General features: G+C 48.8%; 10 protein-coding genes. All 10 read right to left on the bottom strand.

The window, feature by feature from the left end:
- Positions 1–26: 26 nt before the first annotated feature.
- The 10 genes from selB to ACO0KV_RS12980 all read right to left on the bottom strand — a co-directional run bounded on the left by selB (position 27) and on the right by ACO0KV_RS12980 (position 13,905).
- Positions 27–1,961, bottom strand: a complete 1,935-nt coding sequence (gene selB, locus ACO0KV_RS13025; RefSeq protein ID WP_423042962.1) for a selenocysteine-specific translation elongation factor — start codon at positions 1,959–1,961, stop codon at positions 27–29.
- Positions 1,958–3,421: an L-seryl-tRNA(Sec) selenium transferase gene (gene selA, locus ACO0KV_RS13020; protein ID WP_423042961.1), complete on the bottom strand. Its 1,464-nt coding sequence runs from the start codon at positions 3,419–3,421 to the stop codon at positions 1,958–1,960. The genes selB and selA overlap by 4 nt, the downstream gene beginning before the upstream one ends.
- On the bottom strand, positions 3,418–4,428 hold the full coding sequence (fdhE, locus tag ACO0KV_RS13015) for a formate dehydrogenase accessory protein FdhE (protein ID WP_423042960.1): 1,011 nt from the start codon (positions 4,426–4,428) through the stop codon (positions 3,418–3,420). The genes selA and fdhE overlap by 4 nt, the downstream gene beginning before the upstream one ends.
- Positions 4,429–4,647: 219 nt before the next feature.
- On the bottom strand, positions 4,648–5,295 hold the full coding sequence (locus ACO0KV_RS13010; protein ID WP_423042959.1) for a formate dehydrogenase subunit gamma: 648 nt from the start codon (positions 5,293–5,295) through the stop codon (positions 4,648–4,650).
- Positions 5,288–6,238: a formate dehydrogenase subunit beta gene (gene fdxH / locus ACO0KV_RS13005; RefSeq protein ID WP_423042958.1), complete on the bottom strand. Its 951-nt coding sequence runs from the start codon at positions 6,236–6,238 to the stop codon at positions 5,288–5,290. The genes ACO0KV_RS13010 and fdxH overlap by 8 nt, the downstream gene beginning before the upstream one ends.
- 8 nt (positions 6,239–6,246) lie before the next feature.
- Entirely contained in the window at positions 6,247–9,318 is a 3,072-nt protein-coding gene (gene fdnG / locus ACO0KV_RS13000; protein ID WP_423042957.1) for a formate dehydrogenase-N subunit alpha, read from the bottom strand.
- A 460-nt stretch (positions 9,319–9,778) separates the two neighbouring features.
- Entirely contained in the window at positions 9,779–10,789 is a 1,011-nt protein-coding gene (locus ACO0KV_RS12995) for a GGDEF domain-containing protein (protein WP_423042956.1), read from the bottom strand.
- Positions 10,790–10,947: 158 nt separating this feature from the next.
- Entirely contained in the window at positions 10,948–11,379 is a 432-nt protein-coding gene (locus ACO0KV_RS12990) for a hypothetical protein (protein WP_423042955.1), read from the bottom strand.
- Between the two features lie 446 nt (positions 11,380–11,825).
- The gene (locus ACO0KV_RS12985) at positions 11,826–12,848 is read right to left on the bottom strand and encodes an asparaginase (protein WP_423042990.1); all 1,023 of its coding nucleotides are present in this window, start codon (positions 12,846–12,848) and stop codon (positions 11,826–11,828) included.
- Positions 12,849–13,446: 598 nt separating this feature from the next.
- Positions 13,447–13,905 (bottom strand): YceI family protein, encoded by a 459-nt coding sequence (locus tag ACO0KV_RS12980; protein WP_423042954.1) that lies wholly within the window; start codon positions 13,903–13,905, stop codon positions 13,447–13,449.
- Positions 13,906–14,131: the final 226 nt, after the last annotated feature.

Here is a 14,131-nt window from a genome sequence, read left to right as displayed (position 1 = left end):
CTGTGGTAATTTTTACTACAGCAATCTTACTGCATAGTTGCGGCTTGCCAAAGACTATCGGTCCGCACGACATGCGCATCGCGTAGGCGGCGAGTATAGCCTACACGGTCAAAGAATTCCAGAAATTGAATCGCCCGCTTACGTCCCATTCCACTGACATCCCTAAACGCGGCCGCATTCAGTTGACGGTACGCGCTGTTTTGCGAAGGTGCAACCGCAATCGATTCGGCTAACTGCGCCAATTCAGCAATCCGCTGCGGATGGCAATATAAGTCTCGGACAATCTGATACACCTGTCCACGCAATGCCAGCTTGCGTAATAAACTACGCACCACCTCTTCATGCCGCTGATGTTCTTTCGCCAGATCACGTACCCATGGTGGATCGAAAACAGCCGCATGCAACGACCGTAGCAAAGCATCCGCTAATGCTTGCTGCTCAGGGTCTAATTCAACACTGTGCTCAGGTAGACGCAACCATGGACCTTGTGCAATCACCCCGCCCGATTGCGTCAGTTTCTCAATGACGGCTCGCCATAACGCATCTTCAATTTCTGGCGCCACAATACGCTTGAGGCGCGGGTGTTGTGGTCCGGTTTCGTCCGGAAAATTCGTATGAAACTGACGCAGTGCATCCACAATCTGTGCGTTTAATGCTGTCAGCGTCGCATCAGAAAGAATAATCGCATCCTCACCTCGCAGATCAATCTCAATGGCATCATCGATTTGATGCAATTGCTCAGACGGTCGCTGTGTCAGCCTGGTCAACATCGAACGCCGGATACCCATGTTGCTATGGGCGATAAGTACACGAGGTTGATCAGTTCCCAAGTAGTCACTGAGGGCATCTAGCCACGCACGTCGCTCAGCGCTGCGGCGTTTGCGCGCAGGACCAAACGGATCAAGAACCCGGCCACCGCCGATGGTGCGCAAGGCCTGCGCGTTACGGATCACAAACCGGTCACCGGGTACGGTATGCACAGGGCGATCAAACACCAATTGCGCGCGCGCACGTTGTCCTGGTTCTATCGTCTCACCTTCAAGCATCAATACCCGCGCCACGCGATGTGCAGCCCCTAGATGCACATGCACTTGTGACCAGGGTTTTAACTGCAAACCAGCGCTCTCGATTAATTGCACATCCACATCGACGCGCTCGCTACATTCTGCCATCGGCGAGGCAACAGCCCAGTCACCGCGCGCCACTTGTTCTTTTTCTATACCGACGACATTCATTGATAGTCGTTGTCCGGCATAGCCTGCTTCTACCGGACGGTTTTGCGCATGGATACTACGCACACGGACTGTCCTGCCTGAAGGCGCAAGCGTGATCGTGTCGCCAATCGCTACCTCGCCGGCGGATGCCGTACCGGCGATGAACAAGCCTTTACCACTTAGGTTAAACACGCGATCAATCGCCAACCTGAACAGACGACGATGCTCTTTCTGCGCCAGCGATTGCGCGACCGTCATTAAATGCGCTTTGAGTTCAGCAACACCGGGATCATGATCCAGATGCGCCTGAGTCGGAAAGATGGGTGCACCAGCAAATGAGGTGGGGGCAAGCAAATGCGTAATCTCGGCTTTCACTGCAGCGATACGTTCCGCATCGACGCGATCGACTTTCGTCAGCGCCACGACGCCGCGCTGAATACCCAGTAGTTCCAGTATCGTCAGATGTTCGCGGGTTTGTGGCATGACGCCATCGTCGGCAGCAATCACCAGCAAGGCATAATCAATGCCGCTGGCACCCGCAGCCATGGTATGAATCAGTTTTTCATGACCGGGTACGTCGATAAGGCCAAGGACATCACCGTTCGGTAAGGGGGTATAAGCATAACCAAGTTCAATCGAAATACCGCGCGCTTTTTCTTCTTTGAGGCGGTCAGTATCGACGCCAGTTAAGGCGCGGCTCAGCGTGGTTTTTCCGTGGTCAATGTGTCCGGCGGTGCCAACAATCATGGTTTCAGCAGCGTGAGTTGGTCAATAAATTCTTGTTGTTCGCCGTCAAGGCAACGTAAATCAAGGCAGAAAGTGTCGTTGGCAATACGGCCAATGACAGGACGTGGTAACTGGCGGAAGGCTTTTTCAAGTCGGCCCATCGGATTGCTAAGTTTGTGACTAGGATTAACACGCATCATCAGTCCGTAGCTTGGCAACTGGTCTACTGGTAATGCGCCACTTCCTACCTGGCTCGACATTTCTTCTCCATGCACCAGATACGCATCACCCAACGCTTGTTGCACAAGCGGGATCAAGGTCTGTGCCTGTTGCTGCATTTCTGCACGTGGTCGCGTCAATAACCGCATCGTCGTCAGACGTTGTGTCAGAAGTTCTGGAGAACGGTATAAAGCAAGTACCGGCTCTAATGCGGCCAGTGTGATTTTACCTACACGCAAAGCCCGTTTTAAAGGATTGCGTTTAATCTGTGCAATCAGATCGGCACGACCAACGATAATCCCTGCCTGTGGCCCGCCGAGTAATTTGTCGCCGCTAAACGTCACCAGATCAGCGCCAGCTTCAATTGCTTCACGGACGGTGGGTTCTCGCACCAAGCCAAATTGTTCCAAGTCGATCAAAGTACCGCTGCCCAAATCAACGGCTGTCGGGATTTTGTGTTCACGACCCAGAGCGGAAATCTCCGATAAATCGACACTCTTCGTAAAGCCAGTAATCACATAGTTGCTGCAATGGACTTTCATCAGCAACGCGGTATCCGCGTTGATCGCGTTACGGTAATCTGCCAGATGGGTACGATTGGTAGCCCCCGTTTCGCACAAACGCGCACCGGCACGTTGCATGATGTCCGGAATGCGGAAGGCACCACCGATTTCGACCAATTCACCGCGCGAGACAATGACCTCTTTGCCCATCGCCATGGTATTCAACAGCAGCAATACGGCAGCGGCATTATTGTTAACGATGGTGGCGGCTTCGGCACCCGTCAGTTCACACAACAATTCTTCGACCAAATCGTCACGGTCACCACGCTTGCCAGTGCTAAGATCAAATTCCAAATTCGTTGCCGACGTCATCGCATCAACAACCGCCTTGATCGCTACTTCTGGCAATAAAGCGCGTCCCAGATTGGTGTGTAATACCGTACCGGTCAGATTGAACATCTTTTTGAGATTGGAACGATCTTGCTTTTCCAGCTTCAGGGTCACTTTATGGATGATGTCACCCACACTTGGTGCTGCATCTACTGTATCTGCTACATCAGTAGCAACGGGCGCAGCATCCTGCGCCAGCGCCGCTTGGCGCATTTCGCTTAATACCGCTTGTACAGAGTGGACAATGCGACTGCGGCCATGCTGCGCAATCAACTCCCCCGCTTCCTGCAATACCTTGTCGACGGATGGCAGACGTACCATCCGTCTGACAACCGATTGATCAGAAGAGGCAGGTACAGCTGATGTCATTCTGTTTCTCCAAACCATAAGAAAGGATTGACGTTACCACGGTTAAAACCTAATTCACTCACCAGCACGTCCAGCGTCAGCGTAGCCAGATCATCGACGAACGGCTCTGCGTTGTAATCGTGTTCTTGATTAAAAATCTTGGTGTAGCACTGGCAATCACCGCAAGTTTCTGCCCGTACATATTTACGGGGATCATTGGCTTTGTTGACCGGCGCCGGCGCCGGTGATGGCGCGTCAATCGGATCAAGCCCCTGATAAGAAATTTTCCCGTTTTGCTCACAGCTCACGCACTTGACGCGCACCATGTGCCACTGACTAGAACACATACCGCACGTCAGATAGCGATAGCCTTGCGACTGACCACCAATACGGATCAGACTCGCGACCGGATGAGAACCGCATACCGGGCACAAGGTAAAGGTTTCTAACATCGGTACTTTTTGCTGATTCAGTTTAGCAGCGCGGGCCGTCCATAAGACTTGCAAGGCAGCGGCAATGAACGGTGCTTGGGCCGGATTCACCTCTTCGTGACGTTGCGCCAAGATCATGTTCGCCTGATCTTCAAGGTCCTCTTCACTTAAGGCGCGGATGCTATCGAGCACGGCATTGAGTTCAGGACGCGCATCGTTGCTCTCGTCGGCAATTTTATCAATCAGTCGATTGAGAATCGTACGCCAGACTGGAGGACGTTTGAGTTGCGCTGCCAATGGCGGCATCATGTGGTCCAGTGCCAGATCCAGAGACTTCTGATCAGGCATATCAAGATCAGCGTCAGTCAGAGACTTTGCAATCTCTGCTTGAGCCAAGATAAGGTCGCGTATGAGCCCCAGATATCCCGCTAAGGCAGAGTTAAACGCGATACCTTCCACCTTGCCATCCACTAAGTCGCGCAACCGCGCCGCACGGGTCGTAAAGAGAGTAGCAGCCGCTTCAGGCAAATGCAAACGCGGAAGCGCCGTATGGTCGAGCGATTCAATTTCGCCACGTTCGATGATTCTTTGTACCAAGATAATTCCAATAGCAGAGCAAAGTGCGACGGCTGTCCGTCACAGGGATAATAGGAATAAGACTATTTTAGACTAGTTTGAAGAATAAAGCCGACGCTGTTTAAAGGCGTCGGCTTTGAAAAACAGAGCACTAACAAAGCAATAACGAGGCGCTTCGGGATCATTAACGGCAATCAATCACCTGCCCTGATCCCTGAGACGCTCTCAGCGACGCCGCGTTTAGTGCTTCTCTTCAGAGGCTTTAACAACCTCATCAAACCACAAACGGTGATGCTTACGTGCCCAGCCCAAACTGACCGAGCCACGCATCATCGCGCCAATCGATCCTTTGACCCAGATCGCTGCATAGATATGCACGATGATGCTCGTCATCAGCACAAAGGCACAAAATGCATGCAGTAATGCAGAAAAACGGATCAATCCAATCGGAAACACCCACGAAAAATAAGCGCGCCAGATCACCACACCGGATAACAGCAAACCAGCCATACAGAAGATCAACACAAAAAACAAGATCTTCTGACCAGCGTTGTAGAGACCGATATGTGGCAGATTTTCTTCACGGTTATGAATAACATCCGGCATTTGCTTCATCCACTGATGATCCACCGGCTCCATGACATTGTGATGCCAGAAGCGGAAGACCAGTACAGCAAACAAACCAAACATCAGCAAACCAATAAAGGGATGCAAGATACGCGTCCATTGTCCACCACCCAGCAGATTACTCAGCCAGAACAAAGATGGATGGAACATCGCTAAGCCGGAAATCGCCAGCAGAATGAAAGTCATGGCTGTTGCCCAATGATAGCTGCGGTCATTGGCGGTATAGCGCTCGATCTTTGATGCATCGTGATGATTACTCATGATGCGCCTCCTCAGATGGTGACGATGTTGCTGCAGTTGCCGCCTTAGCTGCCTTCGCTGCTTCAGCCGCTTCTTGCTCATCCTTTTCAGTCACTTCATTTGGACCAATACGGGTGTAATGGAAGAAGCCGATCACAGCGGCGGCGGCCATACTTGCCACTGCCAGCGGTTTGGACAATCCCTTCCAGATACCGACCATCGGTGAGATGCGCGGTTTATTTGGAAGACCATGGTACAGCGATGGATTATCTGCATGGTGCAATACATACATCACGTGCGTTCCACCCACACCAAGCGGGTCATACAAACCAGCGTTCTCGAACCCACGTGATTTCAGGTCGGTGATACGCTCTTCTGCATGTTGCTTCATGTCTTCTTTGGTACCGAAGACAATCGCACCAGTTGGACAAGTTTTAACGCAGGCTGGTTCCTGACCAACAGCAACGCGGTCAGAACACATCGTGCATTTGTACGCACGACTGTCTTTTTTCGAGATACGAGGCACATCAAATGGGCAACCACTGACGCAGTAACCGCAACCGATGCAATTCTCTTCCTGAAAATCGACAATACCGTTGGTGTATTGCACAATCGCACCCGGTGCAGGACAGGCCTTGAGGCAACCTGGGTCTTCACAGTGCATACAACCATCTTTACGAATCAACCATTCCAGATCGCCGTTCGGATTTTCGTATTCAGAAAAACGCATCACTGTCCAAGAGTTTTCGGTCATGTCAGTAGGATTGTCATACGTGCCGTGGTTTTCACCAACTTCGTCACGCAGATCATTCCATTCCATACACGCTGTCTGGCATGCCTTACAGCCGATACACTTGGTGGTATCGATGAGCTTCGCTACCGTGCCCGTGATGGGTTCACGGACAGACGGTGGCTGCACCGTGGTGGCCGACATACGTTTAATATCAAGAGATTGAAGTGGCATGGGTTCTCCTAGGCTTTTTCTACTTTCACCAAGAAGGATTTGAATTCCGGTGTCTGGGAATTCGCGTCACCTACTTCTGGTGTCAGTGTGTTGACCAAATAGCCTGGTTTGGCTACACCTGTAAATCCCCAATGGATTGGCAAGCCGACCGTTTGGACAGCTTTACCTTCAATCATCAATGGCTTGATACGTTTCGTGACGACGGCCTTAGCCACAATGTGACCACGCTTGGAACTCACTTTGATTTTATCGCCCGCTTTGACACCAACTTGTTTTGCCAACTCTTCACCGATCTCGACAAACTGTTCAGGCTGAATAATCGAATTCAGCTTGGCGTGTTTGGTCCAGTAGTGGAAGTGCTCGGTCAACCGGTAGCTGGTTGCCACGTGCGGGAACTCATCATGCGTGCCTAATTGTTCACGATCACCCGCAAAAATCCTCGCAGCTGGATTGCTGGTGGCGCGTGCATTTTTTGGATGCAATGGGTTGTAACCCAGTGGGTTCTCAAACGGCTCGTAATGCTCTGGGAAAGGTCCTTCATTGAGGCCTTTGGAGGCAAAGAAGCAAGCTACCCCCTCTGGCGTCATAATGAATGGCCCCATACCATTTTCTGGTGGTTCATCCGCCTTAAAGTCAGGGATGTCAGCGCCAGCCCAGTTGGTACCGTTCCACGCAATCAGCTTACGGGTTGGATCAAACGGCTTGCCATTGACGTCACACGATGCACGGTTGTACAACACGCGACGGTTCGCAGGCCATGCCCACGCCCAGTTGAGCGTCTGACCAATCCCTGTCGGATCGCTGTTATCACGGCGCGCCATGTTATTACCTGCTTGCGTCCATGAACCGGCAAAGATCCAGCAACCACTTGACGTAGTACCGTCATCACGCAGCATAGCAAACGATGGTAATTGCTCGCCTTTTTTGACCAGAACCTTCGTTGGATCTTTCGGGTCAGTGACATCCGCCAAAGCGCGACCATTAAACTCTTTAGCAAGTTCGTCCGGACGCGGTGATTTTGGATTAGCGTAAGGCCAAGTCAGATTGACGATTGGATCTGGGTACTTACCGCCTTCGGTTTTGTACATCGAACGCATGCGCAGGAAAATCCCTGACATGATATCGATATCACTACGTGCTTCGCCCGGTGGCTCTGCACCTTGCCAGTGCCATTGCAATACCCGTGAAGAACTGACTAACGAACCGCTTTCTTCTGCGAAGCAGGTGACTGGTAAGCGGAAAACTTCGGTCTGAATCTTACTTGGATCAACGTCGTTGAACTCACCGTAAGGTTTCCAGAACTCTGCCGTCTCGACTGCTAGTGGATCCATCACGACCAAGAATTTGAGCTTGGACAATCCCTCAGAGACTTTTTTCTTATTCGGCGCGGACGCCAAAATATTAAAGCCCTGGCAGACATAACCAGTCATTTTCCCTTGATGCATTAATTCAATGGCTTGCATCATGTCGTATGGCTTGTCCAACTTCGGCAGGTAATCATAGCCCCAGTTGTTTTCAACTTTGGCCGCATCACCCCACCACGTTTTCATCAAACTAACGTGGAACGCACGGTAGTTTTTCCAGTAACTGAGCTGATTTGGACGCAATGGCTTTTTAGCACGTACACCGATGTACGCTTCAAAATCCTGCTCACTTTCGGATGGCAAGGTCATATAACCAGGCAACAGGTTCGACATGAGACCTAAGTCCGTCAAGCCCTGAATATTGGAGTGACCGCGCAACGCGTTCATACCACCACCGGCGATACCGATATTACCCAGCAAGAGCTGTACCATCGCGCCAGCACGGATCGTTTGCGACCCAGTACTGTGATGTGTCCAGCCAAGCGCGTACAGAATCGTTGCAGCACGACCAGGAACTGCCGTGGATGCAAGGGTTTCAGCAACATGCTTGAATTTTTCTGGCGGAACACCACAGACGCGGGAAACCAATTCTGGCGTATAGCGGGAATAGTGTTTCTTCATCAATTGATAGACGCAACGCGGATGGTTCAGCGTTGGGTCAACGACAGCGTAACCGTCTGGACCAATTTCATAGCTCCAGGAGGATTTGTCTGTGTACTTGCCCGCTTTTTCATCGTAGCCGGAATACAGACCATCATTCAACGCAAAGTCTTCGCGCACGACGAATGGCATGTCAGTGTAGTTCTTGACATACTCGTGCTGAATCTTATCGTTGGTTAACAAATAATTAATGATCGCGCCTAGGAAAACGATATCCGTTCCTGTGCGTGTTGCCACATAGTAGTCAGCAACCGATGCGGTACGCGTAAAACGCGGATCAACCACCATCAGCTTTGCTTTGTTATGTGCTTTTGCTTCTGTGACCCATTTAAAGCCACAAGGATGTGCTTCGGCGGCATTGCCACCCATGACAAGAATTACATCGGCATTTTTAATATCAACCCAATGATTCGTCATCGCTCCACGGCCAAACGTCGGGGCAAGACCTGCCACCGTCGGACCATGTCAGACACGCGCCTGATTATCAAATGTCAACATCCCCAAACTACGCATGGTTTTGTGGGTCAGATAACCGGTCTCATTGCTTGAAGCAGAGGCGGCCAGCATACCCGTTGTCAACCAGCGATTGACCGTTTTGCCGTCTGCGGTTTTTTCCACAAAATTGGCATCGCGATCTTGCTTCATCAGCTTGGCGATACGATCTAAGGCATCATCCCAAGAGATTTTTTTCCACTCTGTACCGCCTGGAGCACGATATTCTGGCGCCAGCAAACGGTTTGGACTATGGATGAAGTCAATCAGACTTGCACCCTTAGGGCACAATGTGCCGCGGTTAACCGGATGATCGGCATCACCCTCGATATGGATGATACTGGCCGTGGCATTTTTAGCGCCATCACCCAGTCCGTACATCAGAATGCCGCAACCGACTGAGCAATACGGACACGTATTGCGTGTTTCAGTCGTGCGAGAAAGCTTGTATTGCCGCACTTCCGCAAGTGCTGCTGTCGGCATAAATCCGAGCAGCGCCAGGCTAGAGCCTGCAACCGTTGAACCGGTTATCTTGAGAAACTGACGGCGAGAGATTTGCGTCATGGCTATCCTCGTTCGTGGTTATTACTGTCGAAAAGTAAGAAAACAATTCGAGATATTCTTTGTAAAACAAAAAAATCTTAACATATCTGATGCCGCTGCGCTGAACGCGCCCCATGTGGGGAGAAGGTAAAATACCTGTTTTCACACAGAATGGTGCGAAATTGACGTTAAGCTGCATATACTCGCTATAGCACAAATCTGACTTAATACAATATTTGAGGTCAAAAACTGGTCGTCATTCCAATATCTGAAACAAAATTGTTTTTACAAAAATAGCGGATATACGCGTTACGGAAGTTGTGAAATAGACGCTAAATGAATAATTTATCTTTAACAATTGTTCACATCAGCGGCGATCAGAATCGCTGCTCTCGTCATCACGCAAACAACGATGATTCTCTTTTTACAAAAAAATACCTGACATAACGACGTCAACAAATACTTAACTGTTTACAAATCATCAATCAACGACTTTGACCAAATTGCGTCCTGATTGTTTAGCGAGATAAAGCATCCGATCAGCCTGAGCGAGCCAATCAGAAGGTGCCTTATCTGTGTCCATGAGTGCAACGCCAATCGAAATCGTGACAGGATAATCGTCAATGATGGCAGATTCGCTGACAAGAGTTCGTAGCTCTTCGGCTAATTTAGCGGCTGCTTGGATAGACGCTGATTCAACAATGACGACAAATTCTTCGCCACCATAGCGGAACATCAAGTCAGAAGCCCGGGTGCGAGTACGCATCAAACTGCAGATGCGCGACAGCACATCATCGCCCACCAAGTGGCCGAATTTGTCATTGATTCGTTTGAAATGGTCAATGTCGATCATGAGCATGCTGGACTCATTACGCGATTTTCTGGATTTCGAATACCGCAAAAGGTAAGCGTCAAGCGCCCTCCTATTTCCTGTATCGGTAAGAAAATCTCTTTCAGCCTGCAGGTTCAGCTCTCTGTGCTGGATCGCCGTCCGGAGCGAAAAAATAGAGGCAAACAGATTAATTAATATAATCGTGACCATGATGGTCAGCAGATTGAGCGAAGGTACCTGCCCCATCAGAATCACCATCAAGGCCGACAAAGATGTCGCGTTAATGATGATAGCAGTTCTCGGGCTTGAAATAAAAAAAACAGAAATCATTGTCGGGTAGGCCCACGAAATCAGACTAATCCCGTTCACTTTGACTGCAGCGACCAACCCTGCAGAATAGAATACCGAAACCAGAACACTGGCAAGTTTAAACCGACCAGTCCGCCAGACATAAGTCATGACGCCAAATACACAACCCATAATGAAAAAATCAACCATGGCGGCTAACCACGCATGCTGAGTCAGACGATAGATGGCAAAAGGGAAGATACTTGGAATACTCAGTGCGCACATTAACAGCAAAATAAACTCTTCTTTGCTGCGTTTGCGTAACGAAGCAGTCTTTAACAAGAGTTTTTCTTCGACACTGGCAAAATTCATATTCATCGCCTCGTTAGCTGGCAACTGGAATCAGCCGCCGTACATATCACTCACTATGCATGAGAATTATTTTACGATATTAATGTGTATCAGACTCAGTGAACCATTGAAGGGGTGAAACCAATCTTTTTTCATACAATAATAAAAAACAATGGCAGCTACGCAGCCAGTTGTCTTTCGAGCCAGAGGAGTGCAGACGCCTCGTCGTTAGCGAAATAGTGTGGCTCACCTGACATAATGTACATCTTTGACAACATAAGCTGATGAATTCGCGCGAGAGCAATTGGCCCTTCAAAGACGAGTGCCGTGCCGCAACGCCCCAGTTGACGATGGCCACGAATCATCTCTGCTAACTCATCAATGGATTCTGCAGTGTGCAGTGGCTCACCACTGAGCACGGCAAGCAGAACCCAAGGGGCACCAGATAGTGCCTGAATGATTCTTTCAGCTGCATCACGATACGCATTGACAGCGTGAATATTCCAAGGTCCACAGACGCGGCTGATCATCATTCGCCCTTCAATACGTAGCTCATATTGACCTTGTATCTGATATTGGAACTGATTGTTCGGGGTAGTTATGTTACTCATTATCTTTCATCCTTCCACAACACTGCAGACTGAGCAAACGCTCTCTCAGATTCACTCGTTCTGTCATTGATGGGACGGGTTGATAATGCCGATTGAACGTATTCAACGAGCGTAAAAACGATTCTCAGATCTGGTGCAGTTGTTTATTCTTCTAAAAACACGACACACAATTTTTTGATAAGTAAGCGTGACTCACATCTAGCATCGTCATCGAACCGAGGCAAATTGGCAAGTTAATGATTGCAAAATACATCCCTTATCGCTACATATTGGTGTGTACGTTGAACCATGGATCGAATCAAGTATTCCTTATCGACAAACTCGTCGATATAAAAAAATCATGCCGTCACAATGACGGCATGATTTTTTTACCAGCTGACTTCACCCGCGCCAATGCGGGGTCTTATTGACGTGCAATATCGCTTAAAACAGAATCTGTTAAGCAATTAGTACTGCATAAAAATACGTTGTAGTTCTTTGGTGTCATTTGTACTTGTCATTGCAACACTTGCCAAGATACGTGCTTTTTGTGGATTCAGGTCATGGGCCACCAACCAATCGTATTTATCGTCAGGTTGCTCGGCATTGCGCAAAACAAAACCACCGCCATTCACATGAGAAGAGCGAATAATCTGAATACCCTTGCTACGTAATTCCTGCAACACTGGAACCAACGTACCACTGACGGAACCATTACCCGGACCAGCGTGGATAATGGCCTTGGCGCCAGCCTGTGCAAAAGCGCGATAGGCGGTGTCATTGACGTTACCACTCGCGTACGCAATGTCAACCAACGGCAATGATTTAATTTTATCGATATCGAACTCAGAGCTGGAGGTATGACGCTTATCCAGACGACGGAACCAATAAGTTTTACCTTCAACGATCATCCCTAGGTCACCCCATGGGCTTTTGAATGCGTCTGGGCGGATATTGATCGTTTTTGCGACATCACGACCGCTATTGATTTCATCATTCATCACGACCAAGACGCCACGACCACGGGAGTCTTTATTACCTGCCACGCTCACAGCGTTGTACAGATTCAGCGTGCCGTCAGCGGACATTGCTGTACCAGGACGCATAGAAGCGACGACAACGATAGGCTTATCGCTATGAATTACCAGATTCAAAAAATACGCTGTCTCTTCGGTGGTATCCGTACCATGAGTGATGACTACGCCATCGACATCATCACGTTTGAGTAACTCAGAAACGCGGCGACCGAGGGTCAGTAAATTGTCATTACGCAAGCTTTCGGAAGCCACCTGAAATACCTGTTCACCATGCACGTTGGCGATCTCGTTGAGTTGCGGAATCCCAGCGATCAATTTATCCACCGGTACTTTAGCTGCCTGATAAGTGGCGCTGTTCGTGACATCCGCACCGGCACCAGCAATCGTTCCACCGGTCGCCAAAATCACAACATTTGGCTTGCCATCTGCCAGCGCCACCGACGCCAGTGTCATCGCCCATACAGCAGCACACAACTTTTTCCATGACATTAAATTTTTTTTCATTCTAGGTCTCCTCAACGCATATTTAAATGGGAGTCGAAGTATAGCCAATGCCTTTTCTATCTCAGCTTGCGGTTAACACTTAGCAAAAGTGAAATTAAATTTTCATTCGTATCAGTAAAGAATTCTTAAAGAGCGCATTACTGACTACAAAAGAAGCAGAAAAAATAGCGTTTATGACTGAGCGCAATCAAAAAAATGTGACTGAAAATCTTTTTTCACCCTATCACTGGGCGGTACACCGATTATTTTTCTTATAAATTATTTTGTTTGGAATCTACAACACATAATTTTTTCTCTTGGTTCTGCAAAGCACAGACTTCATTGAGAATGGAACGATGTAAAAAACACTAAATAGCACCATGCTATGTCAGCCACACTAGTCAGCCACACTCTTCCGTAGCGCCGTTGACAACGACGACGGCGACTGCGCTAACAAATGAAAGTGTAGTTCTATATTGTCCGCAGTGAATGGTAATTCCATCGTTGAACCGTCCCCTATTCCGAATTCACTCCCAGAAAAAACGCACGTACCATCGACGATCATCGCTTAATTGTGTGTTACCAGTATGACTGGTGCTGTAATGGTTCTAGTGTGTCCCTTGATGGTGAGCGGGCCTGTAAATTCATAGTTATGTCCCCCTACAAATTTAATACTGGTTGCTGAAAAGATCACCGTTGGAAAAAGATCGACATGAAACCAATTCTTTCCTGTCAATTCACGATAAGAATCGTCCGTCCCAAGTTCAATACTTGTCAGGTCTAAGACAAATAGCGCATGCGATGACGATAAGTGAGAAGGATCGACATTCAACGTCACCGCATATTTTTTTACATGCCCCTCAACCCGTAAGCCCATTTTCTTCAAGCCGATATTTACCCGATTTATTGTCGATGGATGAATGGTAACTTCGCTGGCCAGACTACTGCTGCAGATGATCTGCAAGCCGATGAGAATAAGAGAAAAAATAACGGTAACGATGGGGCCCTTTTTAAGTAATGCGGACATAAAAAATGATTGGCAGCCTAGATGAGCGGTACATTGGCCTAAAAAATACAGGTAATAAACCATCCTATCCGAACTTCAAGCTGATTTAATTGATTACCCCTCTGCTATATCAAATCAGCATACAAACCCACAAATAATTCATACGGCAAGCCATCATCGCGCAGCTAGTATCGTTACACAGAATCCACTTGATCGATTTTGTGTGAGTACCCATTCCATTTAAAAA

Origin of the sequence: Undibacterium sp. RuRC25W (assembly GCF_049339825.1) — a bacterium.
Classification (GTDB): Bacteria; Pseudomonadota; Gammaproteobacteria; order Burkholderiales; family Burkholderiaceae_D; genus Undibacterium.
The sequence above is the reverse complement of the archived record's forward strand: the minus strand, read 5'-3'. Positions and strand labels throughout refer to the sequence as shown.

What these genes read in the sequence shown, in the direction of transcription:
- ACO0KV_RS12980 (WP_423042954.1), bottom strand. Translation starts at nt 13,905, where the DNA reads ATGTCCGCATTACTTAAAAAGGGCCCCATCGTTACCGTTATTTTTTCT.
- selA (WP_423042961.1), bottom strand. Translation starts at nt 3,421, where the DNA reads ATGACATCAGCTGTACCTGCCTCTTCTGATCAATCGGTTGTCAGACGG.
- fdxH (WP_423042958.1), bottom strand. Translation starts at nt 6,238, where the DNA reads ATGCCACTTCAATCTCTTGATATTAAACGTATGTCGGCCACCACGGTG.
- ACO0KV_RS12995 (WP_423042956.1), bottom strand. Translation starts at nt 10,789, where the DNA reads ATGAATTTTGCCAGTGTCGAAGAAAAACTCTTGTTAAAGACTGCTTCG.
- ACO0KV_RS13010 (WP_423042959.1), bottom strand. Translation starts at nt 5,295, where the DNA reads ATGAGTAATCATCACGATGCATCAAAGATCGAGCGCTATACCGCCAAT.
- ACO0KV_RS12985 (WP_423042990.1), bottom strand. Translation starts at nt 12,848, where the DNA reads ATGACACTGGCGTCGGTGGCGCTGGCAGATGGCAAGCCAAATGTTGTG.
- ACO0KV_RS12990 (WP_423042955.1), bottom strand. Translation starts at nt 11,379, where the DNA reads ATGAGTAACATAACTACCCCGAACAATCAGTTCCAATATCAGATACAA.
- selB (WP_423042962.1), bottom strand. Translation starts at nt 1,961, where the DNA reads ATGATTGTTGGCACCGCCGGACACATTGACCACGGAAAAACCACGCTG.